General features: G+C 58.0%; 24 protein-coding genes. 6 read left to right on the top strand and 18 right to left on the bottom strand.

What is annotated here, in order from left to right:
- Window positions 1-180 precede the first annotated feature (180 nt).
- The 3 genes from fabA to C4J91_RS08970 all read left to right on the top strand — a co-directional run bounded on the left by fabA (window position 181) and on the right by C4J91_RS08970 (window position 3,383).
- Window positions 181-696, top strand: coding sequence for a 3-hydroxyacyl-[acyl-carrier-protein] dehydratase FabA (fabA, locus tag C4J91_RS08980; RefSeq protein WP_003210552.1), 516 nt, complete (start codon window positions 181-183; stop codon window positions 694-696).
- A gap of 11 nt (window positions 697-707) precedes the next feature.
- A complete protein-coding gene (fabB, locus tag C4J91_RS08975) occupies window positions 708-1,928 on the top strand; it encodes a beta-ketoacyl-ACP synthase I (RefSeq protein ID WP_124361992.1) in 1,221 nt (406 codons plus the stop codon).
- Window positions 1,929-2,051: 123 nt separating this feature from the next.
- Window positions 2,052-3,383: an IS4 family transposase gene (locus tag C4J91_RS08970; protein WP_124361991.1), complete on the top strand. Its 1,332-nt coding sequence runs from the start codon at window positions 2,052-2,054 to the stop codon at window positions 3,381-3,383.
- Between the two features lie 404 nt (window positions 3,384-3,787).
- On the opposite strand, the gene C4J91_RS08960 is transcribed toward C4J91_RS08970, so the two are convergent.
- From C4J91_RS08960 to C4J91_RS08950, 4 genes are all read right to left on the bottom strand, one after another.
- The gene (locus C4J91_RS08960; RefSeq protein ID WP_124363681.1) at window positions 3,788-5,089 is read right to left on the bottom strand and encodes an IS4 family transposase; all 1,302 of its coding nucleotides are present in this window, start codon (window positions 5,087-5,089) and stop codon (window positions 3,788-3,790) included.
- A 251-nt stretch (window positions 5,090-5,340) separates the two neighbouring features.
- Entirely contained in the window at window positions 5,341-6,171 is an 831-nt protein-coding gene (locus tag C4J91_RS08955; protein ID WP_256681688.1) for an IS3 family transposase, read from the bottom strand.
- Between the two features lie 8 nt (window positions 6,172-6,179).
- Window positions 6,180-6,488: a transposase gene (locus C4J91_RS27735; RefSeq protein WP_256681590.1), complete on the bottom strand. Its 309-nt coding sequence runs from the start codon at window positions 6,486-6,488 to the stop codon at window positions 6,180-6,182.
- 267 nt (window positions 6,489-6,755) lie between these two features.
- The gene (locus tag C4J91_RS08950; RefSeq protein WP_372238308.1) at window positions 6,756-7,748 is read right to left on the bottom strand and encodes an amidohydrolase family protein; all 993 of its coding nucleotides are present in this window, start codon (window positions 7,746-7,748) and stop codon (window positions 6,756-6,758) included.
- Window positions 7,749-7,918: 170 nt separating this feature from the next.
- Here C4J91_RS08950 and C4J91_RS08945 point away from each other — a divergent pair, with 170 nt between their 5' ends.
- Together C4J91_RS08945 and C4J91_RS08940 are read left to right on the top strand one after the other, a co-directional pair.
- Window positions 7,919-8,335 (top strand): OsmC family protein, encoded by a 417-nt coding sequence (locus C4J91_RS08945; protein WP_124361989.1) that lies wholly within the window; start codon window positions 7,919-7,921, stop codon window positions 8,333-8,335.
- A gap of 63 nt (window positions 8,336-8,398) precedes the next feature.
- Window positions 8,399-9,265 carry a pirin family protein gene (locus C4J91_RS08940; RefSeq protein WP_124361988.1) on the top strand — a complete coding sequence of 289 codons (867 nt, stop codon included), beginning with the start codon at window positions 8,399-8,401 and terminating at the stop codon, window positions 9,263-9,265.
- A gap of 53 nt (window positions 9,266-9,318) precedes the next feature.
- Here the strand turns inward: C4J91_RS08940 and C4J91_RS08935 are convergent, their stop codons facing one another.
- The 6 genes from C4J91_RS08935 to C4J91_RS08915 form a co-directional block, all read right to left on the bottom strand.
- Window positions 9,319-10,149: an IS3 family transposase gene (locus C4J91_RS08935; protein WP_256681687.1), complete on the bottom strand. Its 831-nt coding sequence runs from the start codon at window positions 10,147-10,149 to the stop codon at window positions 9,319-9,321.
- 8 nt (window positions 10,150-10,157) lie between these two features.
- Window positions 10,158-10,466, bottom strand: coding sequence for a transposase (locus C4J91_RS27730; protein WP_256681590.1), 309 nt, complete (start codon window positions 10,464-10,466; stop codon window positions 10,158-10,160).
- Between the two features lie 152 nt (window positions 10,467-10,618).
- Complete coding sequence (locus C4J91_RS08930; protein WP_124361987.1) at window positions 10,619-11,347, bottom strand: dienelactone hydrolase family protein; 729 nt, start codon at window positions 11,345-11,347, stop codon at window positions 10,619-10,621.
- A 66-nt stretch (window positions 11,348-11,413) separates the two neighbouring features.
- A complete protein-coding gene (gene htpG / locus C4J91_RS08925) occupies window positions 11,414-13,318 on the bottom strand; it encodes a molecular chaperone HtpG (protein WP_124361986.1) in 1,905 nt (634 codons plus the stop codon).
- 89 nt (window positions 13,319-13,407) lie between these two features.
- Window positions 13,408-13,860: a PaaI family thioesterase gene (locus C4J91_RS08920; RefSeq protein WP_124361985.1), complete on the bottom strand. Its 453-nt coding sequence runs from the start codon at window positions 13,858-13,860 to the stop codon at window positions 13,408-13,410.
- On the bottom strand, window positions 13,857-14,303 hold the full coding sequence (locus tag C4J91_RS08915) for a PaaI family thioesterase (protein ID WP_124361984.1): 447 nt from the start codon (window positions 14,301-14,303) through the stop codon (window positions 13,857-13,859). The genes C4J91_RS08920 and C4J91_RS08915 overlap by 4 nt, the downstream gene beginning before the upstream one ends.
- A 154-nt stretch (window positions 14,304-14,457) precedes the next feature.
- Between C4J91_RS08915 and C4J91_RS08910 the strand changes: the two genes are divergently transcribed.
- On the top strand, window positions 14,458-14,715 hold the full coding sequence (locus tag C4J91_RS08910) for a hypothetical protein (protein WP_124361983.1): 258 nt from the start codon (window positions 14,458-14,460) through the stop codon (window positions 14,713-14,715).
- Window positions 14,716-14,797: 82 nt separating this feature from the next.
- Here the strand turns inward: C4J91_RS08910 and C4J91_RS08905 are convergent, their stop codons facing one another.
- From C4J91_RS08905 to C4J91_RS08870, 8 genes are all read right to left on the bottom strand, one after another.
- Complete coding sequence (locus C4J91_RS08905; protein ID WP_124361982.1) at window positions 14,798-15,538, bottom strand: DUF599 domain-containing protein; 741 nt, start codon at window positions 15,536-15,538, stop codon at window positions 14,798-14,800.
- 143 nt (window positions 15,539-15,681) lie between these two features.
- A complete protein-coding gene (brnQ, locus tag C4J91_RS08900; RefSeq protein ID WP_124361981.1) occupies window positions 15,682-16,995 on the bottom strand; it encodes a branched-chain amino acid transport system II carrier protein in 1,314 nt (437 codons plus the stop codon).
- 433 nt (window positions 16,996-17,428) lie between these two features.
- Entirely contained in the window at window positions 17,429-18,310 is an 882-nt protein-coding gene (gene sucD / locus C4J91_RS08895; RefSeq protein WP_124361980.1) for a succinate--CoA ligase subunit alpha, read from the bottom strand.
- Window positions 18,310-19,476, bottom strand: a complete 1,167-nt coding sequence (gene sucC, locus C4J91_RS08890) for an ADP-forming succinate--CoA ligase subunit beta (protein WP_003190011.1) — start codon at window positions 19,474-19,476, stop codon at window positions 18,310-18,312. The genes sucD and sucC overlap by 1 nt, the downstream gene beginning before the upstream one ends.
- Window positions 19,477-19,680: 204 nt before the next feature.
- Window positions 19,681-21,117 (bottom strand): dihydrolipoyl dehydrogenase, encoded by a 1,437-nt coding sequence (gene lpdA, locus C4J91_RS08885; protein ID WP_065949127.1) that lies wholly within the window; start codon window positions 21,115-21,117, stop codon window positions 19,681-19,683.
- A 108-nt stretch (window positions 21,118-21,225) separates the two neighbouring features.
- Window positions 21,226-22,458, bottom strand: a complete 1,233-nt coding sequence (gene odhB / locus C4J91_RS08880) for a 2-oxoglutarate dehydrogenase complex dihydrolipoyllysine-residue succinyltransferase (protein ID WP_124361979.1) — start codon at window positions 22,456-22,458, stop codon at window positions 21,226-21,228.
- Window positions 22,459-22,502: 44 nt separating this feature from the next.
- Window positions 22,503-25,334 (bottom strand): 2-oxoglutarate dehydrogenase E1 component, encoded by a 2,832-nt coding sequence (locus C4J91_RS08875; RefSeq protein ID WP_124361978.1) that lies wholly within the window; start codon window positions 25,332-25,334, stop codon window positions 22,503-22,505.
- Between the two features lie 256 nt (window positions 25,335-25,590).
- Window positions 25,591-26,295 (bottom strand): succinate dehydrogenase iron-sulfur subunit, encoded by a 705-nt coding sequence (locus tag C4J91_RS08870; RefSeq protein ID WP_003172807.1) that lies wholly within the window; start codon window positions 26,293-26,295, stop codon window positions 25,591-25,593.
- Between the last annotated feature and the right edge of the window lie 4 nt (window positions 26,296-26,299).

The raw sequence follows: 26,299 nt of genomic DNA, 5'->3' as shown, positions 1-26,299 counted from the left end.
ACCGATAAACAGGTCCGGTTTAACATTTCAGTGAACAAGTGTACATTGAGTACCTTGCCGCTGTGACTTTCACTACAACGCAATAGTCTATGTGTAGGCTACCGCTATGAGGCATGAACGCTTCATTCGGTTCGGGAAGATTTGCCCTACCCTGCCGCATGGGATTATTGAGGAGCTCGCATGACCAAACAAAACGCCTTTACTCGGGAAGACCTGCTGCGCTGCAGTCGCGGTGAGCTGTTCGGCCCAGGTAACGCGCAACTGCCCGCCCCGAACATGCTGATGGTGGATCGCATCACCCATATCAGCGAAGAGGGTGGCAAGTACGGCAAAGGTGAATTGGTCGCCGAGCTGGATATCACCCCTGACCTGTGGTTCTTCGCCTGCCACTTCGAAGGGGACCCGGTGATGCCGGGCTGCCTGGGCCTCGATGCCATGTGGCAACTGGTCGGCTTCTACCTGGGCTGGCAAGGCCTGCCGGGTCGCGGTCGCGCCCTGGGTTCGGGCGAAGTGAAGTTCTTTGGCCAGGTCCTGCCGACCGCCAAGAAAGTCACCTACAACATTCAAATCAAGCGCGTCCTCAAGGGCAAGCTGAACCTGGCCATTGCCGACGGTTCGGTGACTGTCGACGGTCGCGAGATCTATACTGCCGAAGGCCTTCGGGTCGGCGTATTCACTTCCACTGACAACTTTTAAGGGTTATCCGCATGCGCCGCGTCGTTATCACTGGTCTGGGCATCGTTTCTTGCCTGGGCAATGACAAAGAGACCGTCACCGCTAACCTGCGTGCAAGTCGCCCTGGCATCCGCTTCAACCCGGAATATGCCGAAATGGGTCTGCGTAGCCAGGTTTCCGGCTCCATCGACCTGCCCCTCGAAGAACTGATCGATCGCAAGATCTATCGCTTCGTCGGCCACGCTGCCGCCTACGCCTACCTGGCCATGAAAGACGCGATCGCCGACTCCGGCCTGAGCGAAGACCAGGTGTCGAACGTACGTACCGGCCTGATCGCCGGCTCCGGCGGCGCATCCACCCTGAACCAGATGGAAGCGCTGGACATCCTGCGCGAAAAAGGCGTGAAACGCGTTGGCCCGTACCGCGTCACGCGGACCATGGGCAGCACCGTTTCGGCTTGCCTGGCCACGCCGTTCCAGATCAAGGGTGTCAACTACTCGATCTCCTCGGCCTGCGCCACCAGCGCTCACTGCATCGGCACTGCCGTTGAGCAGATTCAACTGGGCAAGCAGGACATCGTATTCGCCGGCGGCGGTGAAGAAGAACATTGGAGCCAGTCGTTCCTGTTCGACGCCATGGGCGCGCTGTCCACCCAGTACAACGAAACCCCGGAAAAAGCCTCCCGCGCCTACGACGCCAAGCGTGACGGTTTCGTCATCGCCGGTGGTGGCGGCATGGTCGTGGTCGAGGAACTGGAACACGCCCTGGCCCGCGGCGCCAAGATCTACGCGGAAATCGTCGGCTACGGTGCGACGTCCGACGGCTACGACATGGTTGCGCCAAGCGGTGAAGGCGCCATTCGTTGCATGCAGATGGCGATGTCCACCGTGGACACCCCGATCGACTACCTGAACACCCACGGCACTTCGACTCCTGTTGGCGACGCCAAGGAAATGGAAGGCGTGCGTGCGGTATTCGGTGACAATGCGCCGAAAATCAGCTCCACCAAGAGCCTGTCGGGTCACTCCCTGGGCGCCGCTGGCGTTCACGAAGCGATCTACTGCCTGCTGATGATGGAAGGCAACTTCATGGCCGGTTCGGCCAACATCGACGAGATTGACCCGGTCGTCGCCGATATGCCGATCCTGACCAAGACCGTTGAAGATGTAAAAATCGACACCGTGATGAGCAACAGCTTCGGCTTTGGTGGCACTAACGCCACCCTGGTGTTGAAACGCTGGCAGGGCAAGTAAGGCCCGCAGGCTGATCACATGAAAAAGCCCCGACTGGTTCGTAATGCTGTTCACTTAAGCATTTGAGCTAAAGCGGGGCTTCCTAGAAAATCCGATGCCAGACCTCTGGCATCGGATTTTTTTATGTCTGTTCAACAGGACCTGCTCGACCTCGGCGACCTTTTCAACTTCTGCGACCTAAGCACTTTCACCCAGAACATCCCCATTGAATGGGTTGCGTCTGCGCTGGATCTATCCAGTCAGGCCACTATTCGTCGGCGTCGCTTGCCCGCCGATCAGGTGCTTTGGTTGGTGCTTGGCATGGCGTTGTTTCGTGATGAGCCTGTCCATGAGGTCGCTAGACGGTTGAACATTTGCGCTCAAGGCCTCGCCTCCGACCACTTGTTGGCCCGAAGCGGCGTCACTGAAGCCCGCAAGCGACTAGGGGCCGATCCCGTTGAGTGGTTATTCCGTAAAACCGGCACTCAATGGGGCTTGGAGCGCTACGACGAGGACGACTGGCACGGTTTGCAGGTCTTCGCGGTGGACGGTGCGCTCTTGCGCACGCCGGACACACCCGAGCTTCGAGATCATTTCGGGTCAGGAAATACGCCCAGTGATCGTCAGACTCCCTTCCCCATGATGCGCTTGGTAGCGCTGATGAACGTGCGTTCGCACTTAATCCTGGATGCACAATTAGGGCCTTACCGGCGCAGTGAAATGCGCTTGGCCGACGAGTTTTTGCAGCAAGTCCCCGACCACTCCGTGACGCTATTCGATAAAGGATTTTGGGGCGCAGAAATGCTGTTGAGCCTGAGTAACACCGGAACCCACCGTCATTGGTTGATTCCCGCCAAAAAAGGCATGGTCTGTGAAGAAGTGATCCGTTACGGCGAGCACGACCGCTTGGTGCGCATGAAGGTCTCACCGCAAGCCAGAAAGAGAAATCCGGCTCTTGGCACCCACTGGGAAGCCCGCGAAGTCAGCTATGAAATCCAAGGCAGATTAAAAACTGTCATGACGTCGTTACCAGCCAACACCTACAGCACCAAGGTCGTTGCCAAACTTTATCAGGAACGCTGGGAAATCGAATTGGGCTTTAGGGATATCAAAAGCTCTATGCAGCAGAATGCCGTGACCTTGCGCAGTAAAAAAATCGACTTGGTCTATCAGGAGGTCTGGGGGCTTTTACTCGCTTACAACGTGATTCGCCGGGAGGCCGGTCAAGCAGCGGTAGCGTTTGGTCGAGCTCCGTCGGACATACGCTTTAAGCCCGTTTGCCAGTATATCGCCGTGCAGTTGATCGTGATGGCGGCAGCCAATCCGGTATCAGCCACAGGCAGACGCTTGGCCGAACTAAGGAAGGGTATCGGCAGCTTGTTTCTGGATCACCGCCCCAGACCTGCAAGGCCGAGGACGGTGAAGATCTCAAAAACCCGATTTCCAGTGGATCGCAATGCTGCTCCGCTTAAGTGAACAGCATTACGACTGGTTCGGGGCTTTTTTGTGAGCCATTGAATGAGACCGGGTCACCTGCATCGGGGGCTTGCCCCCGATAGGCATAGGTATCTACACAACTTTTGTAGCAGCCTACGGTAACCACGATGCGAAGCGAGCCGCTCTTGATCTTGCTCCTGCTCTTGATCTTAGGCGCCCCGTTAAACCACGCTGGCCGGAATCCGACAGTGATTTGGGGGGTAAACCGGCAGGGATGCCGGTTTAGCCGCCCCGCGCCATGGATGGCGCGTGGCGGCGGCCCCCCAAATCAATGTCGGATTGCGGGCACACCGAGCCGGGGCGAGGTGCCGAGTGGTGGGGCGAGGACCTTTTGGTTACTTTTGGGTCCTTCCAAAAGTGACACGCTGTAAAAGCCAGCCCTTTCAAGGTCTTTTGATTTTAGCGGCCTTGAGCACCCGATCCGTCGACACATGGGCATTCGCGGCTTTGCCTTCCAGCCATTCCTTGGGTTTAGGCACCTTCGGCCCCCTTTTGCTCTTGACGACCGCTTTGGGCTGGATATTTCGAGCAAGTGCAAGCAGGTATTGAGCCAGCCCCGCTGCGGGGATAGGGATGGATAAATATTCTGGCAAGGCTATTTGCATCCCCTCGTAACCGCTGCGTACCTGCACCGTCAGGTGAAAAATCGATGCTTCCCAATCGTCGGGCAGAGTTTGGCGATGAGCCTGTTCGACGCTGCGTTTGAGCACGGCCAGAACGTTGTAAGCCAACACGGCCGATGCAAATCCCAACAGGGCTGCCTTAGGGTTGCCCAAGGTTTCGATTTCACTGTCCAACACCGCTTCCAGGCGCTGGAACATCCCTTCGATGCTCCAGCGACGGCGGTACAAATCGGCGATTTGCTCAGCACTGATAGAGTCGGGCAAGTTGCTCCAGAACAGCAGCGTGGTGTCGCCGGATTCGGTGGGGTTTTGCAGGCTCAGTTCGACTCGCCGCCACTGGCGTCCACCTTTTACTTCGATGATTTGCTCACGCACGCTGCCTGCCGCGACCGCAACAGGCAGCTGCCAGTCGCTTTCCTTAAGCAGGCGTGGATGTTTGCTCTGTTCGCGAATGATGAACGAGGCCCCGGTATCTTCGCAGGCCTCCATGACTGGGAGCGTGCAGTAGAGTCGATCAGCCATCCACAGTTGCCCCGCGTTGGCCTTTTCCAGCAACGGCAGCACGCTGACGCGTTCGCTGGCATAGGCATCTTCACAAGGCTGAAGATCAACGACCTGGTCCAGATCGGGGTCGTAAACCACAACGGAAAAACCAGGCCGGGCGGCGCCTCGTTCACGGCGCAAAGCGCCCAGACGCTTTTCGCTGGAAGGCAGGTGGTTACCGTCAACGACCCGTAGTTGCCAACCAGGCAAAATGGCTGTGTGCCCCAGTTCTTTTATCGTCGGTGCCAAACGCTCTGCGCTACCGGTGACCAAGGCGCGCAGTAGCGCAGGCTCTGTACGACTGACCTTGTCATACAGCGCCGCCAAGCTGACAGGAAGATCTTCCATCTGTCGCGCGGCGGCATGCAGCGAAGGTCGCAAACCCAATGAAACAAGGGACATCAGTTCAACGATGGTTGAAAACAAAAGCTCTCGTGGGTACTGCCGCTGACGGTGCTCTTCGAACACCTGGTCGACCCATTCAGCAGGAACAGCCTGCTCCAATATCACTCTGGTCATGACACTGGCCGGTGCTTTTTTTTCAAACCGCGCTAGAACCTCTGCCCACATCGCTTTCGTCACCCTGATCGGAGTTTTGCGGGATTTTATCAAAGACCTTGAAAGGGCTGGCTGTAAAAGCGGAACCGCCAACCGCCGTTACCGCAGCAACGGATATGTACTCGCTCTGATCCAACATCCTAGTCGGCTGTCAGGCCGCTATCGGGGGCAAGCTGTTCTGGTCAAGTTTTTCCGGACACCGATTACGGTGATCAAGCCGCCTCCTGCTCCATGGCTATTGGCGACAGGTAGTTGTTGTAGCTGTGCAGCCTGATCCGGTTGTATCGCATGAAGAAGCAAGTCATATCCTGCTTGGCTTCTTCAACTGTCGTATAGCCTTTGGTGGGCACCCACTCTGATTTGAGCGTCCCGAAGAAACGCTCTGTTGGCGCGTTGTCCCAGCACTGCCCCCTACGGCTCATGCTTTGCGTTATCCCATGCCCCAGCAGCTCGGATTGAAAGTGCTGGCTGGTGTATTGGCAGCCTTGATCTGAATGAAACATCAAGCCTGCATGTTTGCCTCGAACCTCCACCGCCATTCTCAGCGCCCTGCTAACCAGATTGGCGTCATTGATCAGAGAAAACGCCCAGCCAACGATTCGGCGGGCGAACAGATCAATGACCGCTGCCAAGTGATACCAGCGTTTCCCAACCATCAGGCTGGTAACGTCGCCGCACCAGACTTGATTAATTGCGGTTGGCTCGAAGTTACGCTCAAGCAAGTTCTTGGCCACAAACGCTTCGACGCCTCTAGAGCGATACTGATGGCGGCGGCGCTGTTTGCTGGCCAGATTTGCCTCCGCCATGAGCTTTGCAACTAAATACCGTCCCACCTTGATCTGCTGGGCTTTCAAGTGCTGAGAAATCATCCGCGCGCCTGCACTTTCCCGGCTTTCGACATGCAATTGCACGACTTTTGCTCTAAGCGCGTCACGCTCGGCATTCGGCGCTGAGCGACGCTTGATCCAGTCATAAAACGCGCTACGAGAAACGCCTAGCGCGCTGCAAAGCAGGCTGGTCGGATATGAACTCGACTCCCTCAGTTCCTCGATCAGGAAAAACGATCGGGATCCGACATCAAGAGAGCCGTAGCCTTTTTTAAGATTTCAGCCTCAGTCTCCAGGCGCTTGACCTTGGCTCGTAGCTGTTGAAGCTCTCGCTGTTCGTCGCTGATAGCCTTGGTACCTGCCACTGGCTGCCCTTTGTGACGCTCTTTACGAACCTGATCCACCCAGCGGCGCAGAGCCGTAGGGCCAACGGCCATGGATGCACAGACGTCGGGAACTGAGCAGTTATCATCAAGAACCATGCTTGCAGCACGTTGCTTGAACTCGCGGGTATAGGTCTTTCGCTGTTGCATGGAACCTCCTGATTGGGCGAATCATATCGCCCTTAAGAGGTGTCCGGGATCATTAGGCCAGAACAAGCCCCCTCCCACATTTTGGTCGCGGGGCGTCAGTTAGAGAGGCTTCGGCTCCTGAGCCGTCACAGGTTCAGGAGCGTGGCAAAATTGTGTAGATACCTATGCCCCGATAGGGCCACCTCAGCCCCAGCCCTACACCAAAAACCGCGCCACCGCTGTAGGTTAACGGCGCCTTACGTCATTACACAAAACCAAAACCCGCTATCAATGCGCTCCCTTATCGCGAGGCGACTTGGGCAGGATGGCCAAAAAGTTATCCCGCGCGACCTTATGGGCAACGTCTTCAGGCAATGCATCAAGGAAGGGATCAAAGCGGCGCATTTCCTTACCCAGCTTGTTGAAGCGTCCTACCACGTCGGAGCCCAACATGAAGCGATCAGGGAAGCGCTCCACGAGCTTGACCCACTCCGGCCTGGGCTTGCCCGCATCATCCAGCAGATAGGGCGTGAGCATGCTCCACGACAGATCGATATACAGGTTGGGGTAGGTTTCCAGCAGGCGAGTCAAGGTGGGCAGCAAGAACTCCATTTGCACCTGATGGCGATGGATTTCCTTGCTGGTGCCGGCGTGGGCCCAGATAAAGCGCGTGTGCGGATGGTTGCGCAGCGGCTGCTCGATTTCGGCCAGGTACAACGGGTTGCGCTCGCGCTTGGAGGTGATGTTGGAATGCACCATCACCGGCAGGTCGTTCTCCGCCGCCAAGTGATAGATGCGCGTCATGGCTTCGTTGTTGGCGCGCGGTGTATCACCCGAGGTCAGCGCGGTGAGGTCGTCGTGGCGGGTAAACACCTCGCCTATGCCCTGCCACAGCCCTGGGTTGAGGTCGAGCATGCGCTGGATGTGGGCAGCGGAGTTCTTGTCGTTAGGATTGAAACCGGCCAGGAACGGGTGAAAGTGCTGGCGCTGTTCAGGGGTCAGCTTATTGACCGCGGCGGCGACGATCACATCGGTGGCGCTGTACCAATAGGCATCGGCATCGTCGCCTGCGTAATAGCGCGGGCGCTTGGGTTCGTCCTCATGCCATTTCTTGGCCACGGGAATGCCGGAAATCATCACATGTTCGATGCGATTGTCCGCCATGGCCTTGAGCAGCTTGTCCATGCCTGCGGTTTCCTGGAAAAAATCCACGTAATGCAGGTGCGCATCGCTGTAGGCATACTCGCGAGCCTGCGCGGCAAGGCTGCTGGCGGCGAGCATCAGGGCAAAACTCACACGGGTCCAGAGCACGGTGATACCTCGATAGGGGCTGATACGGGTAGACCCTACGCCACGCATCAGGGTTCAGCACGGACAAAAACCTGGAACGCCCCAGCGTCGGCATGTTCTATTACTGCATGACCGTCATCCACAGCCTTGTGAGGTTCGCCATGCCTGTTACCGTCAATACGTTGAACGCTGAGAATTTCCGTCACAGCGTCGCTATCAACAACCACGAGCTGTTTACCGACCTGCCCAAGAGCCTGGGAGGTGACGATTCAGCGCCCTCTCCCCATGATTACTTCGATGCTGCGCTGGCATCGTGCAAGGCCTTGACCGTCAGGCTCTATGCGCAGAAGAAAGACATTCCGCTCACCGGGGTGACGGTAGAAGTTACCCACGACGCCGCCGAAGAGCAAAAAGGTAAGTACAGGCTCAACGTCAAGCTGACCCTCAAGGGCGTGCTCACCGACGCTCAGCGCGATGAGTTGCACCGTGTCGCCGACAAGTGCCCGGTGCACAAACTGATGACCACCGCCGAAGTCAGCATCGAGACCACACTTTCGGAAGGCGCCTTCAGCCAATAACGCCAACTCTGTCCGAGCGGGTTATGCTCAGCGTCATCAACCCGCTCAGACAGGGATGCCCCCATGACCACGCTCACCGTGATCCGCCCTCGCCCCGAAGATGTCGAGGGCCAGCCTATCCTGCGCCCACTGCCCTCGCGTGAATGCCGCAGCGTCGGGCCTTTCGTGTTTTTCGACCATATGCTGCCGATCCGTTACGCGCCGGGCAGTGGGATGAATATCCGCCAGCATCCCCATATCGGGCTGTCGACCCTCACCTATCTGTTCGAAGGCACCTTGCAGCACAAGGACAGCCTGGGCTCGGACCAGGAGGTGCAAGCCGGAGAGGTCAGCTGGATGACTGCTGGCAGCGCGATTGCCCACGTCGAGCGCACGCCTGAGGCGGTCAAGGCCAGTGGTTTTACGCTGCATGGGCTGCAAGTGTGGCTGGCATCGCCCAAGCACCACGAAACCGGACCGGGCCACTACAGTCATCACCCGGCGGCCAGTTTGCCGGTCAGCGATAACCTGGGCGTGCAGGTGCGCCTGATCGCCGGCAGCGGGTTCTGTCTCAAGTCGCCCGTACCGGTGTTGTCGCCCACGCTGTACGCCGACGTGCGGATGCAGACGGCCACTACCCTGCTGATCCCGGATGAGCACGAGGAGCGCGCGGTGTATGTACTGGAGGGTGACGCGCAGTTGGACGGTGAGGTTCTGGAGGTATGCAGCCTGGTGGTCTTACCGACTGGGCAGGAGATGACCCTGTCCGCCGAGAGTGACTGCCACCTGGTGATACTTGGCGGCGCGCCGCTGGATGGACCACGGCGGATAAACTGGAACTTTGTGTCGAGCGATCCGGCGGTGATCGAACAGGCGCGGCAGCGCTGGGCGGCTGGGGATTGGCCGACGGTGCCGGGGGAGTCTGAAAGGATTGAGTTGCCAGTGAGATAGCCATCGGGGGCAAGCTGTTCTGGTCAAGTTTTTCCGGACACCGATTACGGTGATCAAGCCGCCTCCTGCTCCATGGCTATTGGCGACAGGTAGTTGTTGTAGCTGTGCAGCCTGATCCGGTTGTATCGCATGAAGAAGCAAGTCATATCCTGCTTGGCTTCTTCAACTGTCGTATAGCCTTTGGTGGGCACCCACTCTGATTTGAGCGTCCCGAAGAAACGCTCTGTTGGCGCGTTGTCCCAGCACTGCCCCCTACGGCTCATGCTTTGCGTTATCCCATGCCCCAGCAGCTCGGATTGAAAGAGCTGGCTGGTGTATTGGCAGCCTTGATCCGAATGAAACATCAAGCCTGCATGTTTGCCTCGAACCTCCACCGCCATTCTCAGCGCCTTGCTAACCAGGTTGGCGTCATTGATCAGAGAAAACGCCCAGCCAACGATTCGGCGGGCGAACAGATCAATGACCGCTGCCAAGTGATACCAGCGTTTCCCAACCATCAGGCTGGTAACGTCGCCGCACCAGACCTGATTAATTGCGGTTGGCTCGAAGTTACGCTCGAGCAGGTTCTTGGCCACAAATGCTTCGACACCTCTAGAACGATACTGATGGCGGCGGCGCTGTTTGCTGGCCAGATTTGCCTCCGCCATGAGCTTTGCAACTAAATACCGTCCCACCTTGATCTGCTGGGCTTTCAAGTGCTGAGAAATCATCCGCGCGCCTGCACTTTCCCGGCTTTCGACATGCAATTGCACGACTTTTGCTCTAAGCGCGTCACGCTCGGCATTCGGCGCTGAGCGACGCTTGATCCAGTCATAAAACGCGCTACGAGAAACGCCTAGCGCACTGCAAAGCAGGCTGGTCGGATATGAACTCGACTCCCTCAGTTCCTCGATCAGGAAAAACGATCGGGATCCGACATCAAGAGAGCCGTAGCTTTTTTTAAGATTTCAGCCTCGGTCTCCAGGCGCTTGACCTTGGCTCGCAGCTGTTGAAGCTCTCGCTGTTCGTCGCTGATTGCCTTGGTACCTGCCACTGGCTGCCCTTTGTGACGCTCTTTACGAACCTGATCCACCCAGCGGCGCAGAGCCGTAGGGCCAACGGCCATGGATGCACAGACGTCGGGAACTGAGCAGTTATCATCAAGAACCATGCTTGCAGCACGTTGCTTGAACTCGCGGGTATAGGTCTTTCGCTGTTGCATGGAACCTCCTGATTGGGCGAATCATATCGCCCTTAAGAGGTGTCCGGGATCATTAGGCCAGAACAAGCCCCCTCCCACACTTGAATTGTGAATACATTCAAAATGTGGGAGGGGGCTTGCCCCCGATGAGGCCCTAACAGGCACTGAAAAATTCAGCCCTTGAACACTTCATCCAGCAAGTTATGCATCGACCGGAACGCCCGCGCTGCGGTCTTGGCGTCATACATCATCTTGCCCGGCACATTGGCTTCGGGGTCGGTAAAGGAATGCACCGCGCCACCGTAGCTCAGCAATTGCCAATCCACACCCGCCGCGTTCATTTCATCTTCGAACGCCGGCAGTTGTTCTTTCGGTACCAGCGGGTCCGAGGCGCCGTGCAGCACCAGCACTGAACCCTTGATGTTCTTCGCATCTGCGGGGTTCGGTGTGTCGAGGGTGCCATGGAACGATACCGCCGCTTTCAACGGCGCACCGGTACGGGCCAGCTCCAGGGAGCAGCAGCCACCGAAGCAGAAGCCGAAGGTCGCCAGTTTCGACGTATCCACAGCCGCTTCAGTCTGGCTTTGCAGGTGTTCGAAGGCGGCTTGCATACGCTTGTTCAGCAACGCACGGTCGTTCTTCAGCGGCATCATCGCCGCACCCGCCTCATCACCGTTCGAAGGGCGCACGGTTTGCCCATAGAGGTCGGCGATCAACACCACATAGCCTTGGCCGGCCACGCTCTTGGCGATCTCTTCGGCCCCTGCGCTCACGCCCATCCAGTTCGGCGCCATCAACAGCCCCGGCAACGGGCCTTTGTGGCTGGCATCGAACGCCAAGCGGCTTTCATAAGTCTGGCCATCAATCTGATAGACCACGGAACGTAGTGTGACTTGGCTCATGATTCACTCCAGTTGAGGTGCGCTAAAACGAAAAAACCCGCCGAAGCGGGTTTTTCTACAACGGTGTTAAACCGACAGTTCAACCAACAGCTTGTTCAGTCGACGCACATAAGCGGCCGGGTCTTTCAAGCTGTCGCCAGCGGCCAGGGCCGCCTGGTCAAAGAGGATGTGCGACAGGTCGCCAAAACGCTCTTCGCTCTGCTCACCGTCGAGCTTCTCGATCAGCGGGTGCGCCGGGTTGAATTCGAAGATCGGCTTGGAATCCGGAACCTTCTGACCGCTGGCTTCGAGGATCTGACGCATCTGCATGCCCAGGTCCTGCTCGCCGATGGCCAGGATCGCCGGCGAATCGGTCAGACGATGGGAAACCCGCACTTCGCTGACGGCTTCACCCAGGGACGCCTTGATCCGCTCAACCAGGCCTTCTTTGGACTTGGCGACTTCTTCAGCGGCTTTCTTGTCTTCCTCGGAATCCAGGTTGCCCAGGTCCAGGTCGCCACGCGCCACGTCCACAAACGACTTGCCGTCGAATTCGGTGAGGTAGCTCATCAGCCACTCATCGATACGGTCGGTCAGCAGCAGCACTTCGATGCCTTTCTTGCGGAAGACTTCCAGGTGCGGGCTGTTTTTAACCTGAGCGTAGGTTTCACCGGTGAGGTAGTAGATCTTGTCCTGACCTTCCTTGGCGCGTGCCAGGTAGTCGGCCAGCGACACAATCTGTTCACCGTCTTCACCTTGAGTCGAGGCAAAACGCAGCAGACCGGCGATTTTTTCCTTGTTGGCGAAATCTTCTGCCGGACCTTCTTTCATGACCTGGCCGAAGTTTTTCCAGAAGCCCTTGTATTTCTCAGGCTCGTTCTTCGCCAGTTTTTCCAGCATGTCGAGTACGCGCTTGGTCAACGCCGACTTCATGGAGTCGATGATCGGATCTTTTTGCAGGATCTCACGCGACACGTTCAGCGACAGGTCGTTGGAGTCGACCACACCCTTGATGAAGCGCAGGTACAGCGGCAGGAACGATTCCGCCTGGTCCATCACGAACACACGCTGGACGTAAAGCTTCAGGCCCTTCGGCGCTTCGCGCTGGTACAGGTCGAACGGCGCACGGGCCGGCACGTAGAGCAGCGAGCTGTATTCCAGCTTGCCTTCGACCTTGTTGTGGCTCCAGCTCAGCGGGTTCTCGTAATCGTGGCCGATGTGCTTGTAGAACTCCTGGTATTCCTCGTCCTTGATTTCGGTACGCGGACGGGTCCACAGGGCGCTGGCGCGGTTGACGGTTTCCCATTCGACGGCCGGTGTTTCTTCGCCTTCGGCAGCCGTCTGTTCTTTCGGCAACTCGATCGGCAGGGCGATGTGGTCGGAGTATTTCTTGATGATGTTGCGCAGGCGCCAGCCATCGGCGAATTCGTCTTCGCCATCTTTCAGGTGCAGCACGATACGGGTGCCACGGTCAGGCTTGTCGAGGGTGGCGATTTCAAACTCGCCCTCACCTTTGGAAGCCCAGTGCACGCCTTCGCTGGCGTCGAGGCCGGCGCGGCGGCTGAACACTTCTACCTTGTCGGCAACGATGAAAGCCGAATAGAAGCCCACGCCGAATTGGCCGATCAGGTGAGAATCTTTTTTCTGGTCGCCCGACAGGTTCTTCATGAAGTCTGCGGTGCCGGATTTGGCGATGGTCCCCAGGTGGGTGATCGCATCGTCACGGCTCATGCCAATACCGTTGTCTTCGAGGGTGACGGTTTTGGCGTCTTTGTCGTAGCTCACACGGATTTTCAGTTCGGCGCCACCTTCCAGCAACTCAGGCTTGGACAGGGCTTCGAAACGTAATTTGTCGACAGCGTCAGAGGCGTTCGAGATCAATTCGCGAAGGAAAATTTCCTTGTTGGAATACAGCGAATGGATCATGAGGTGCAGCAGCTGCTTCACCTCGGTCTGGAAGCCCAGGGTTTCCTTTTGAGTTTCCACACTCATGGTCATCAAACTCCAATTGGATGGCAATGGCCGCGCCCGAAAGGGTTGGCGGCGGGTTGTCATCAAAGTTGGGGGCTCCAACCTGGATTTCAAGGGCGCGGCGGTTCCTCGATCTTGAAATGTGCGCGAGCGGTGGCAATTGGTTCCGCTGGCGTGGCTTGCCAGGCGGTGATCGCCACGTTGGCGACACGCCGGCCCTGGCGCCACACCTGACAGGTGGCGTAGGTGTCGCGAAATTGGCCGGCGCGCAGGTAATCCAGGGAGAAGTCGATGATTTTCGGCAGGCCCGGGGCGCCGGTAAATACGAGCAAGTGCAACGCCGCTGACAGTTCCATGAAGCCTGCGATCACCCCGCCATGCAGCGCCGGCAATATAGGGTTACCAATGTTGTCCTTGTTGGCTGGCAGGCGAAACAGCAATTCGTCCCCTGAGCGCGTGCATTCGACGCCGATCAGCTTTGCGTAGGGAACCAGGCCGAGCAGTGCCGCGTAATCGCCGTGCTCCAGTGCTTGCTCCAGGCGGGTCTTGAATCGATGACTCATGCTGGCATCCCCTTGAGGTGCTTGCCCATGCGCATGAAGGTGCCTACTACATGGGCAATGGGCTGCTGCGGATCGTCCTGATAGGCCACGCCGCGGGTGAAGATCACATCGGTGGTTACCCGGTAGCATTGGGCGAAGCCATACACCGGTTTATGCGGTTCGGCGGGATGCATGTAGTCGATGCGCAAATCCAGGGTCGGGCATACCTCGAACTCGGGCAGCACGCACAGGGTGGCCATGCCGCAGGCGGTGTCCATCAACGAAGTCAGCGCGCCACCGTGGATGACGCCGGTGCGGGGATCACCGACGATATGCGCGCCGTAGGGCAACACCAGCGTCATGCCCTCCTCCGTCGCAGCATGGACCGTAATCCCCAGTACCTGGCAATGGCGAAGCGCCGAAGCAAAGCGAGTGGCGCGGTCTAACAAGGGGGTTTCGGTCATTGTTTTTAAATTCTTATTAGTGTGGGTGGGCCGGATAGGTAATAATTTGGAAAGTTCCTGGCGAAAAGCTTTATATATCTGTGGAACAAAAGGAACTAATGCTGGCCCTCTGAGTTCGAAAGGCCAGTAGATATCTTCAATAAGGAGAAACACCATGCGCAACACATTAGCTATTTCCATGATGCTGGCCGCTGCCCTCGGCCTGGCTGCCTGCGACAAGAAATCCGAAGACAAAGCCCAAGACGCCGCTGCACATTCTGAGCAAGCTCAGCAAGACATGGCGAAAGCACAGGATAAAGTGAACGACGCTGCGAAAGAAAACGCCGATGCTGCCAAAGCTCAGGCTGAATCGAACGCTGCCGCCGCAAAAGAAGCTGCACCTGCCGCACCTGCAGAGCCTGCCAAGCAGTAATTGCACGGTGTAAAGCTGTAGTGCTGCAAAAGATAGCCCGCTTATAAAGCGGGCTTTTCTTTGCCTGCTGTTTATCCGGCGTTCAAGACACGCTGTCTTTTGCCGGATCCGGGACGTGCATCTCCGTCGGGGTATACACCATCACCTGTAAAACGTCGGAATGGAACTCACGACGGTAAAGCACTAGTACCACCCCGCTGCTCATCAACATGAACAACCACGGGCTGACAAACCAGGCCAGCATGGTCATGCCGAAGTAATAAGCGCGCAGGCCAAAGTTGAATTGGTTGGCCGCCATCGAAATCACCCGCGCCGCCCGCAAGGCAAATGCATTGCGCTCCTGCTCCGACACATGCCGCTCACCGATCATCGGCGCCGAGCCCACCAGCACTGCGGCAAAGTTGTACTGACGCATGCACCAGCTGAAGGTGAAGAAGGCGTAGACGAACACCAGCGCCAAGCACAGCAACTTGATCTCCGACATACCCTGGGAGGCCTGCTGCACCATCGGGATATCCGCCAGCAGCGATACCGCCCGCTCGGAGGCGCCCAGCACGGTGAGGATGCCGGCGAGGATAATCAAGGTGCTGGAGGCGAAGAACGAGGCGTTCCGCTCCAGGTTACCGATCACGCTGGCGTCGGCGATGCGGTTATCGCGCAGCAACATGCGGCGCATCCAGTCTTCGCGATACAGATGCAACACGCTGGCCAGGCAGGCCGTGTCGCGGGCCTTCCAAGTGGCGTAACGGGTATAACCGCCCCAACACAGGATGAACCATAGGGCAGCAAGCAGGTGGACTTGATTGGTTTCGACAAACGACATGTGGGCCCTTGTTCACAGTTTTCATTTGAGAAATGAGTCACCTGTTCGACGCTAGCTCAAGCAAAAAGACACTGCATGACGCCCATAAAAAATGCCCCGTATCGATTGATACGGGGCATTTCATCAATGCGTTGAAACCGGTACTACGCGATGGCTTCGCTGCGTTTTCCCAGCATGCGATCCACCACCACCGCCACCACCAGGATCATCACCGATGGCACCAACCACGCCAGGCCCTGCTCGCTCAACGGCAGGTGCATCAGTTGCGACGGCATCCAATCCGCCAGGCCCGCGCCCTTGAGCGCATCGATGCAGCCAAAGATAAACGACACCAGCATGACCGGGCCAACGATACGGCCCTGCTCCTGCCAGAAATCCTTACAGAAGCTCAGGGCCACCAACACGATGCACGGCGGGTAGATCGCGGTGAGCACCGGGATGGAGAACGCGATCAGCTTGGTCAGGCCCAGGTTGGACACGAACAGCGAGAACAGCGCGAGGATCACCACCAGGGTCTTGTAGGACAGCGGCAGCACACGGCTGAAGTACTCGGCGCAGGCGCAGGTCAGGCCCACGGCGGTGACCAGGCACGCCAGGGAAATCAGCACCGCCAGGAAACCGCTGCCCAGTGAGCCGAAGGTATGTTGCACATAGGCGTGCAGCACTGCGGCACCGTTGCTGGCACCTGCGGCCACGGCATGGCTGCCCGAGCCGAGGCGGAACAGGCTGATGTACACCAGCGCCAGACCCACGCCGGCAATCAGCCCGGCAATGATCGCGTAACGCGTGATCAGCTTGGGCGACTCCACGCCACGGGAGCGAATCGCGTTGACGATGACAATGCCAAATACCAGCGCACCCAGGGTATCCATGGTCAGGTAGCCATTGATAAAGCCCTGGGAGAATGGCGCAGCGACGTATTCCGGCGTGGCGACACCGACTTCACCGGCCGGCAAGGCAAACGCGGCGATGCCAAGGATGGCCAGGGCGATGATCTTCAGCGGCGCGAGGAAACGCCCCACGGTGTCCAGCAGGCGCCCTGGGTACAGCGACACGAAAAACACCACCAGGAAATACACCGAGCTGTACAGGAACAGCGCCAGCGGGCTTTCGCCGGTCAGCGGCGCCAGGCCCACTTCGAACGAAACGGTGGCGGTACGTGGCGTGGCGAACAGCGGCCCGACCGCCAGGTACGCCGCCGCCGCGAGCAGGCCGCCGGCGATTTTGCCGATCGGGCTGCTCAGCGCATCCATACCGCCGCCGACCTTGGCCAGTGCGATCACGGTGACGACCGGCAGGCCAACTGCCGTAATCAGGAACCCTAAGGCGGCCATCCAGACGTGTGGCCCGGACTGCAAGCCCACAATGGGCGGGAAGATGATGTTGCCGGCGCCCACGAACAGGGCAAAGGTCATAAAGCCCAACGCCAGGATATCCTGGCTTTTCAACACTTTCATTTGAGGAAATACCACACTACTGAATCGGAATTTAGAGAGGGCTTCCCTATGGATGAGGGAAAGGCTGCCGGTCCTGATCGGGACCGACCGGTCCAGCGCGGGGCTTCCTTTTGGGAGGCGCACGCATAAAGAGGCGGCTAGGGTACAGAATTAGCCTGACAAACGCACTGTTGCAGGGCGAACTGTCCGATAAGCGACATTTCAATGTCGTGTTTTCATACTTAATTTGGCAATACAGACAAAAATGTGGGAGGGGGCTTGCTCCCGATAGCGGTGGCTCAGTCACATCATCCTGACTAAAACTTCGCAATCGGGGGCAAGCCCCCTCCCACATTTGGATCTCTACCCGTCGCAGGCATGTTACCGAGCCCGACATGCACAAAGGCCACCCGAAGGTGGCCTTTGCTGGTAAAGCGTCAGCTAAGCGAGAGGCTTACTTGACAGCCCAACCGGTCAGCTCGGACAAAGCCTTGCCGATGTCTGCCAGCGAACGCACGGTTTTCACGCCTGCGTCTTCCAGGGCAGCAAACTTCTCGTCTGCAGTGCCCTTGCCGCCAGAGATGATTGCGCCAGCATGGCCCATGCGCTTGCCTGCGGGGGCAGTCACACCAGCGATGTAGGAAACAACCGGCTTGGTCACGTGTGCCTTGATGTAGGCAGCGGCTTCTTCTTCAGCCGAACCGCCGATCTCACCGATCATGACGATCGCTTCGGTCTTCGGGTCTTCCTGGAACAGCTTCAGGATGTCGATGAAGTTGGAGCCTGGGATCGGGTCACCGCCGATGCCGACGCAAGTCGACTGACCGAAACCGGCGTCAGTGGTCTGCTTCACAGCTTCGTAGGTCAGGGTGCCGGAACGGGAAACGATACCGACTTTGCCTGGCAAGTGAATGTGACCTGGCATGATGCCGATCTTGCATTCGCCTGGAGTGATCACGCCTGGGCAGTTAGGGCCGATCAGGACAACGCCCAGCTCGTCGCACTTAACTTTAGCGTCCAGCATGTCCAGGGTAGGAATGCCTTCAGTGATGCACACGATCAGCTTGATGCCGCCGAATGCCGCTTCCAGGATGGAATCTTTGCAGAAAGGTGCTGGAACGTAGATCACGCTGGCGGTAGCGCCAGTGGTGTCTACAGCTTCTTTCACGGTGTTGAACACTGGCAGACCCAGGTGCTCGGTGCCGCCTTTGCCCGGAGTTACGCCGCCAACCATCTTGGTGCCGTATTCGATGGCTTGCTGGGTGTGGAAACTACCTTGCGAACCGGTAATACCCTGGCAGATAACTTTGGTGTCTTTATTGATCAGGACGCTCATTATTTGCCCTCCGCAGCTTTGACAACTTGTTGAGCAGCGTCGGTCAGGCTGGTAGCCGCGATGATGTTCAAACCGCTTTCTGCCAGTACTTTAGCGCCCAGTTCAGCGTTGTTACCTTCAAGGCGAACAACAACCGGGATTTTAACGCCAACTTCTTTCACTGCACCGATGATGCCTTCGGCAATCATGTCGCAACGAACGATGCCGCCGAAGATGTTGACCAGTACTGCAGCGACGTTGGAGTCGGACAGGATGATCTTGAACGCTTCGGTAACGCGTTCCTTGGTAGCGCCACCACCTACGTCGAGGAAGTTGGCTGGTTTGCCGCCATGCAGGTTGACGATGTCCATGGTACCCATGGCCAGGCCAGCACCGTTGACCATGCAACCGATGTTACCTTCCAGGGCTACGTAGTTCAGTTCGAACTTGGCAGCGTGCGCTTCGCGCGGATCGTCCTGGGACGGATCATGGAAAGTCTTCAGCTTAGGCTGACGGTACATGGCGTTGGCGTCGATGTTGATCTTGGCGTCGAGGCAATGCAGATCGCCGTCAGCCTTGATCACCAGCGGGTTCACTTCCAGCAGGGCCAGATCGTGATCCTGGAACAGTTTGGCCAGACCGACGAAGATCTTGGCGAACTGGGCAACTTGCTTGCCTTCCAGGCCCAGCTGGAAAGCCAGCTCGCGACCCTGGAATGGCTGAGCGCCAACCAGTGGATCGATAGTGGCTTTCAGAATTTTTTCTGGGGTTTCGTGAGCGATTTTCTCGATGTCCACGCCACCTTCGGTGGAGGCCATGAACACGATGCGACGGCTCGAACGGTCAACGACAGCGCCCAGGTACAGCTCTTTAGCGATATCAGTGCACGATTCAACCAGGATCTTGGTGACTGGCTGGCCATTGGCATCAGTCTGGTAAGTCACCAGACGCTTGCCCAGCCACTGCTGTGCGAAGGCCTTGGCGTCTTCTTTGCTGCGAACCAGCTTAACGCCGCCCGCTTTACCGCGACCACCGGCGTGGACCTGGGCTTTGACAACCCACTCGCTGCCGCCGATTTTGTCGCAAGCTTCTGCTGCTGCTTCCGGGGTGTCTACTGCGTAGCCCTTGGAAACTGGCAGGCCGTATTCAGCGAACAGCTGCTTACCCTGATACTCGTGAAGATTCATGCTTTTTACCGTCTTCGTTAGGTACTGCGCATTCGGCGCTGCGCTCATTATGAGTGCCGCGCCACCTGTGACTGCTGCTTGCGCAACTTGCAGGGCTTATGGCCCGTAAAGCTGCGCAAGGCTGCGTCCAGCGGATATTCCGCGGTGAGTCTTGCGCGCAAGGCTCACGACGGGCAACTCCGCCGTGGTTTCTTATTATCTCGCTTAGCGCTTCTTGCGGTTGGCGATGTGGATGGCGCCGCCATTCACAGCCAACGCTGCTTCGTGCAACGCTTCGGACAGGGTCGGATGGGAGAAGACCATCATGCCCAGGTCTTCGGCGCTGGTGCCGAATTCCATACCGATAGCGCCTTGCTGAACCAGTTCTGCAGCGCTTGGGCCAATCACGTGGACGCCCAATACGCGGTCAGTCTTGGCATCAGCGATGACTTTGACAAAACCACCGGTGTCGTTGGCTGCCATGGCACGGCCAGAAGCGGCAAACGGGAAGGTGCCGACGTTAACTTCAACGCCTTCAGCTTTCAACTGCTGTTCGTTCTTGCCGACCCATGCAATTTCCGGGTGGGTGTAGATAACCGATGGAATCAGGTCGTAGTTCATCTGGGTCTTGTGACCCTTGATGCGCTCGACAACCATGATGCCTTCTTCGGAAGCCTTGTGGGCCAGCATCATGCCACGAACCACGTCGCCGATCGCGTAAACGCCCGGTACGGTGGTTGCGCAGTGATCGTCAACGTGGATGAAACCACGCTCATCGATGCTCACGCCGCTGTCGGAAGCCAGCAGATCGGTGGTCACTGGACGGCGACCAACGGCTACGATCAGCTTGTCGAAGGTGATGGTCTGCTCGCCTTCCTTGTCGGTGTAGGTCACGACCACTTCTTCGCCGTTGACTTTAGAACCGGTAACACGGGCGCCAAGCTTGATGTCCAGACCTTGCTTGGTCAGGGTCTTGTAGGCTTCCTTGGACACGGCGGTGTCGGCAGCCAGCAGGAACGTGTCCAAGGCTTCGAGCACGGTCACTTCGGAACCCAGGCGCGACCATACCGAACCCAGTTCCAGGCCGATGACACCGGCGCCGATGACGCCCAGGCGCTTAGGTACGGCCTGGAATTCCAGGGCGCCGGTCGAATCAACGATCACGTTCTGATCGACTGGAGCCGGTGGAATGTCGATTGGACGCGAACCCGGTGCCAGGATCACGTTCTCGGCTTCGATGACTTCAACCGAGCCGTCCGGCTTGGTGATTTCAACTTTCTTGCCGGCCAGCAGTTTGCCGTGACCTTGCAGGGAAGTAACGCCGTTGGCCTTGAACAAGGTGGCAACGCCGGAAGTCAGGCCTTTGACGATGTTGGCTTTACGGCCGACCATCGCTGGCACGTCCATGGTCACGCCAGCATGGTTGATACCGTGAATCGCGAAGCCATCCTGGGCTTCGTGGAATTTCCAGGAGCTGTCCAGCAGCGCCTTGGACGGAATGCAACCCACGTTCAGGCAGGTACCACCCAGCGCCAGTTTGCCTTCCTTGTCGGTGTACTTTTCGATGCAAGCAGTCGAGAGGCCCAGTTGTGCGGCCTTGATGGCGGCAACATAGCCGCCAGGGCCTGCACCAATCACTACAACGTCAAATTTCTGTGTCATAAAAAGGTTCCCTTTTTAGCTGCAAGCTACAAGCCGCAAGCCGCAAGTTGAAAGCACCGCTCGCCGCTTTGGGCTTGGCGCTTGCAGCTTGCGACCTGCAGCTGCTTTTTAGATATCCAGAAGCAGGCGAGCCGGGTCTTCCAGCAGGTTCTTGATGGTCACCAGGAACGTCACGGCTTCTTTACCATCGATCAGGCGGTGATCGTAAGACAGCGCCAGGTACATCATTGGGCGGATCACGACCTGGCCATTGATGGCCATCGGACGCTGGATGATGTTGTGCATGCCCAGGATCGCAGCTTGCGGTGGGTTGACGATCGGCGTCGACATCATCGAACCGAAGGTACCACCGTTGGTGATGGTGAAGGTACCGCCGGTCATCTCGTCGATGGTCAGCTTGCCGTCACGGGCTTTCTTGCCGAAGCCGGCGATGCCGCCTTCGATTTCGGCCAGGCTCATCAGCTCGGCGTTACGCAGAACCGGAACCACCAGGCCACGGTCACTGGACACGGCAACGCCGATGTCTGCATAACCATGGTAAACGATGTCGGCGCCGTCGATGGAAGCGTTGACTGCCGGGAAGCGCTTCAGCGCTTCGGTGGCCGCTTTCACGAAGAACGACATGAAGCCCAGGCGCACGCCGTTGTGGGACTTCTCGAACAGATCCTTGTACTTCGAACGCAGGGCCATGACTTCGGTCATGTCGACTTCGTTGAACGTGGTCAGCATCGCCATGTTCGACTGAGCTTCAACCAGGCGCTTGGCCACGGTGGCACGTACACGGGTCATCGGTACGCGCTTCTCGGTGCGGTCGCCGGCGGCGAATACAGGCGCGGCGGCAGCTGGAGCAGCGGCCTTGGCAGGTGCGGCAGCCGGAGCGTTTTTCTTGGCTTCAATAGCAGCAACCACGTCTTCCTTGGTAACACGGCCGTCTTTGCCGGTGCCTTTGATGGAAGCCAGGTTGATACCGTTCTCTTCAGCCAGTTGACGCGCAGCCGGTGCAGCGATTGGGTCTTCGCCACCTGCAGCCGGAGCGGCGGCCGGGGCAGCAGAGGCAGCGGCAGCGGCAGCCGGTGCGGCAGCGGCAGGCGCGGCAGCAGCGCTGCCCTCTTCGATCGAGCCCAGTACCTGGTTCGACAGAACGGTAGCGCCTTCTTCTGCAACGATCGCGCCCAGCACGCCGTCGGCTTCGGCCAGCACTTCCAGCACAACCTTGTCGGTCTCGATGTCGACGATCAGGTCGTCACGCTTGACGGCCTCGCCTGGTTTCTTGTGCCAAGTGGCAACGGTGCCATCGGCAACCGATTCCGGGAATGACGGGGCTTTGATTTCGATAGCCATTATCTGTAGGTCCTTAAAATTCGGTTTCAGTCAGCGCGAAGGCGTTAAACAGTGAAAGCATCTTGCAGCAGTTTTTCCTGCTGCTCGGCGTGCATCGACGCGTAGCCACAAGCAGGTGCAGCAGATGCATCACGACCGGCGTACTCCAGGCCCAAAGCCTTGTTGTGGTTGCCGATGCTGCGACGCAGGTGATGCTGGCTGCTGTACCAGGCGCCCTGGTTCATCGGTTCTTCCTGACACCACACGACATTCGTGAGGTTGGTGTAAGGCGCGATGATCTCCATGAGGTCATCTTCCGGGAACGGGTAAAGCTGCTCGATACGCACGATGGCGATGTCTTCGCGGCCTTCGGCACGGCGTTTTTCCAGCAGATCGTAGTAGACCTTGCCGCTGCACAGGATCAGGCGAGTGACCTTGGCGGCGTCCAGCGTATCGATTTCTGGAATAACGGTCTGGAACGAACCTTCGGCCAGGTCTTCCAGGGTCGAAACGGCCAATTTGTGACGCAACAGCGATTTGGGAGTCAACACGACCAGCGGCTTGCGCAGCGGGCGGATTACCTGGCGACGCAGCAAGTGGTAAATCTGCGCCGGGGTCGTCGGTACGCACACCTGGATGTTGTGCTCGGCGCACAACTGCAGGTAACGCTCCAGACGGGCCGAGGAGTGCTCCGGACCCTGGCCTTCATAACCATGGGGCAACAACATGGTCAGACCGCACAGACGGCCCCACTTGTGCTCGCCGCTGGTGATGAACTGGTCGATAACCACCTGGGCACCGTTGGCGAAGTCGCCGAACTGGGCTTCCCAGATCACCAGCGCCTGCGGCGTGGTGGTGGAGTAGCCGTATTCGAACGCCAGTACGGCTTCTTCGGACAGGAACGAATCGTACAGGTCGAAACGTGGCTGGCCTTCGTACAGGTTCTGCAACGGGATGTAGGTGCCCGCGTCTTTCTGGTTGTGCAACACGGCATGACGGTGCGAGAACGTACCGCGGCCGATGTCCTGGCCGGTCATGCGGATCGGGTGACCTTCGAACGCCAGGGTTGCGTACGCCATGGTTTCGGCGTAACCCCAGTTGATCGGCAGGCCGCCGGCTTGCATCTTCTGACGGTCTTCGTAGATCTTCGCAACCTGGCGCTGAACCACGAACCCTTCAGGGATCTCCAGCAACTTGGCAGACAACTCCTGCAAAGTCTTCAAGTCGAAGCTGGTGTCATGGCGTGCGGTCCAGGTATGACCCAGGTACGGACGCCAGTCGACGAACAGCTCTTTGTTCGGCTCTTTGACCAGGCTCTTCACTACATGCAGGCCGTTATCCAGCGCGTTGCGGTATTCATCGATTTTCGCCTGAACACGCGCATCATCCAGCACGCCGGCCTTGGTCAGGCTTTCGGCGTACAGCTCACGGGTGGTGCGCTGCTTGGTGATCTGCTGGTACATCAACGGCTGGGTGCCGCTTGGTTCGTCCGCTTCGTTGTGACCGCGACGGCGGTAGCAAACCAGGTCGATCACCACGTCACGCTTGAATTGCATGCGGTAGTCGACAGCCAGTTGGGTCACGAACAGTACGGCTTCCGGATCATCACCATTCACATGGAGAATCGGCGCCTGGATCATCTTGGCAACGTCGGTGGCGTACTCGGTGGAGCGCGCATCCAGCGGGTTGCTGATGGTGAAGCCAACCTGGTTGTTGATGACGATGTGAACCGTACCGCCGGTCTTGAAGCCGCGAGTCTGCGACATCTGGAACGTTTCCAGGACCACGCCTTGGCCAGCGAACGCCGCGTCACCGTGGATGGAAATCGGCAGCACCTTTTCACCCGTGGTGTCGTTACGACGATCCTGGCGAGCGCGCACCGAACCCTCGACCACTGGAGAAACGATTTCCAGGTGGGAGGGGTTGAAGGCCATGGCCAAGTGAACTTCACCGCCGGTGGTCATGACGTTGGACGAGAAGCCCTGGTGGTATTTAACGTCACCGGAACCCAGCTCGACCTTCTTCTTGCCTTCGAACTCGTCGAACAGCTCGCGCGGGTTCTTGCCGAAGGTATTGACCAACACGTTCAAGCGGCCACGGTGAGCCATGCCGATCACGACTTCCTTGGTGCCGTAGGAACCGGAACGCTGGATCAGCTCGTCGAGCATCGGAATCAGGCTTTCGCCGCCTTCCAGGCCGAAACGCTTGGTGCCCGGGTATTTGGTACCCAGGTATTTTTCGAGACCTTCAGCGGCAGTCACGCGCTCGAGCAGGTGGCTGCGCACATCGGCGGACAATACCGGACGGCCACGCACGCCTTCCAGGCGGTGCTGGAACCACTGGCGTTGCTCGGAATCGGTGATGTGCGTGAACTCAGCGCCGATGGTGCGGCAATATGTCTGCTGCAACGCTTCGTGAATTTCGCGTAGGCTCGCTTCCTCTTTGCCGATGAACAGGTCGCCGGCACGGAAGGTCGTATCAAGATCGGCATTGGTCAAGCCGTAATGATTGATCGACAGGTCAGCAGGTGCAGGACGCTGCCAGAGCCCCAGCGGGTCAAGCTGGGCCGCCTGGTGGCCACGCATCCGGTAAGCCTGGATCAGTCGCAGTACTTCAACTTGCTTCTTCTCGTGCTCACTGCTCACGCTGCCGGCGGAAACCGGTTGGGCGCGGCGCTGGTTCTTTGCCAGCAACACGAAATGATCGCGAATCGCAGCATGCGATACATCGGTGGCAGCGTTGCCGTCTGAAGACAACGTCTGAAATTTGGTGCGCCATTCTTCTGGCACAGCGTTAGGGTCGTGCAGGTAGAGCTCATAAAGCTCTTCCACATAGGCAGCGTTACCACCTGAAAGATAGCCGCTGTTCCACATGCGCTGCATCACGCTTTCTTGCATGCTTGGTCACCCTCGATTTGGGGACACCACCGGCGAAAACACCGAGTTTGCTTGCAAAAGGCCAAGTGCAGCGACCAAAACAAGCCACTTAGGATCACGCTGATAGTTCGGGTACCAACCCGAATGCCCCTGCTTGTCTCATTTCTTCAAAATAAGAGCCGCGGCTTTGTAAGTCGCTGCTCAAGTTAAAACTACGGCGCCGGTTGAAGCCTGCGCCGCAGCATTTACGGGCACAACGGTCCTGCTTTTACGTCAGTTACACGCCGCTTTGCAGCAGCATGTTACGGATGTGACCAATGGCCTTAGTCGGGTTCAGGCCTTTGGGACATACGTTGACGCAGTTCATGATCCCGCGGCAGCGGAATACGCTGAACGGGTCATCCAGTGAAGCCAGACGCTCGGACGTCTTGGTGTCGCGGCTGTCTGCCAGGAAGCGGTAGGCTTGCAGCAGTGCAGCCGGGCCCAGGAACTTGTCCGGGTTCCACCAGAAGGACGGGCAGGACGTCGAGCAGCAAGCGCACAGGATGCACTCGTACAGGCCGTCGAGTTTTTCACGCTCTTCCGGGGACTGCAGACGCTCGATGGCCGGAGCCGGCGTGTCGTTCTGCAGGAATGGCTTAACTTTCTCGTATTGCTTGTAGAAGATGCTCATATCGACAACCAGGTCACGGATAACCGGCAAACCTGGCAGTGGACGAACGATCAGCTTGTTGCCCTTGACCACGGCGGACAGCGGCGTGATGCACGCCAGGCCGTTTTTGCCGTTGATGTTCATGCCGTCGGAACCGCACACACCTTCACGGCAAGAGCGACGATAGGAGAAACCTTCGTCCTGCTCTTTGATCAGTGCCAGTACATCCAGCACCATCAGGTCTTTACCACCGGTATCGACCTGGAACTCCTGCATGAACGGCGCGGCGTCCTGATCAGGGTTGTAGCGGTAAACACTGACTTTCAACATGGCA

Source organism: Pseudomonas sp. R3-52-08, assembly GCF_003851745.1.
Classification (GTDB): domain Bacteria; phylum Pseudomonadota; class Gammaproteobacteria; order Pseudomonadales; family Pseudomonadaceae; genus Aquipseudomonas.
Note: the sequence above shows the minus strand (reverse complement) of the source record. Positions and strands in the feature narration are given on the sequence as shown.

What these genes read in the sequence shown, in the direction of transcription:
- fabA (WP_003210552.1), top strand. Translation starts at nt 181, where the DNA reads ATGACCAAACAAAACGCCTTTACTCGGGAAGACCTGCTGCGCTGCAGT.
- fabB (WP_124361992.1), top strand. Translation starts at nt 708, where the DNA reads ATGCGCCGCGTCGTTATCACTGGTCTGGGCATCGTTTCTTGCCTGGGC.
- C4J91_RS08970 (WP_124361991.1), top strand. Translation starts at nt 2,052, where the DNA reads ATGTCTGTTCAACAGGACCTGCTCGACCTCGGCGACCTTTTCAACTTC.
- C4J91_RS08960 (WP_124363681.1), bottom strand. Translation starts at nt 5,089, where the DNA reads ATGACCAGAGTGATATTGGAGCAGGCTGTTCCTGCTGAATGGGTCGAC.
- C4J91_RS27735 (WP_256681590.1), bottom strand. Translation starts at nt 6,488, where the DNA reads ATGCAACAGCGAAAGACCTATACCCGCGAGTTCAAGCAACGTGCTGCA.
- C4J91_RS08950 (WP_372238308.1), bottom strand. Translation starts at nt 7,748, where the DNA reads ATGCTCGCCGCCAGCAGCCTTGCCGCGCAGGCTCGCGAGTATGCCTAC.
- C4J91_RS08945 (WP_124361989.1), top strand. Translation starts at nt 7,919, where the DNA reads ATGCCTGTTACCGTCAATACGTTGAACGCTGAGAATTTCCGTCACAGC.
- C4J91_RS08940 (WP_124361988.1), top strand. Translation starts at nt 8,399, where the DNA reads ATGACCACGCTCACCGTGATCCGCCCTCGCCCCGAAGATGTCGAGGGC.
- C4J91_RS27730 (WP_256681590.1), bottom strand. Translation starts at nt 10,466, where the DNA reads ATGCAACAGCGAAAGACCTATACCCGCGAGTTCAAGCAACGTGCTGCA.
- C4J91_RS08930 (WP_124361987.1), bottom strand. Translation starts at nt 11,347, where the DNA reads ATGAGCCAAGTCACACTACGTTCCGTGGTCTATCAGATTGATGGCCAG.
- htpG (WP_124361986.1), bottom strand. Translation starts at nt 13,318, where the DNA reads ATGAGTGTGGAAACTCAAAAGGAAACCCTGGGCTTCCAGACCGAGGTG.
- C4J91_RS08920 (WP_124361985.1), bottom strand. Translation starts at nt 13,860, where the DNA reads ATGAGTCATCGATTCAAGACCCGCCTGGAGCAAGCACTGGAGCACGGC.
- C4J91_RS08915 (WP_124361984.1), bottom strand. Translation starts at nt 14,303, where the DNA reads ATGACCGAAACCCCCTTGTTAGACCGCGCCACTCGCTTTGCTTCGGCG.
- C4J91_RS08910 (WP_124361983.1), top strand. Translation starts at nt 14,458, where the DNA reads ATGCGCAACACATTAGCTATTTCCATGATGCTGGCCGCTGCCCTCGGC.
- C4J91_RS08905 (WP_124361982.1), bottom strand. Translation starts at nt 15,538, where the DNA reads ATGTCGTTTGTCGAAACCAATCAAGTCCACCTGCTTGCTGCCCTATGG.
- brnQ (WP_124361981.1), bottom strand. Translation starts at nt 16,995, where the DNA reads ATGAAAGTGTTGAAAAGCCAGGATATCCTGGCGTTGGGCTTTATGACC.
- sucD (WP_124361980.1), bottom strand. Translation starts at nt 18,310, where the DNA reads ATGAGCGTCCTGATCAATAAAGACACCAAAGTTATCTGCCAGGGTATT.
- sucC (WP_003190011.1), bottom strand. Translation starts at nt 19,476, where the DNA reads ATGAATCTTCACGAGTATCAGGGTAAGCAGCTGTTCGCTGAATACGGC.
- lpdA (WP_065949127.1), bottom strand. Translation starts at nt 21,117, where the DNA reads ATGACACAGAAATTTGACGTTGTAGTGATTGGTGCAGGCCCTGGCGGC.
- odhB (WP_124361979.1), bottom strand. Translation starts at nt 22,458, where the DNA reads ATGGCTATCGAAATCAAAGCCCCGTCATTCCCGGAATCGGTTGCCGAT.
- C4J91_RS08875 (WP_124361978.1), bottom strand. Translation starts at nt 25,334, where the DNA reads ATGCAAGAAAGCGTGATGCAGCGCATGTGGAACAGCGGCTATCTTTCA.
- C4J91_RS08870 (WP_003172807.1), bottom strand. Translation starts at nt 26,295, where the DNA reads ATGTTGAAAGTCAGTGTTTACCGCTACAACCCTGATCAGGACGCCGCG.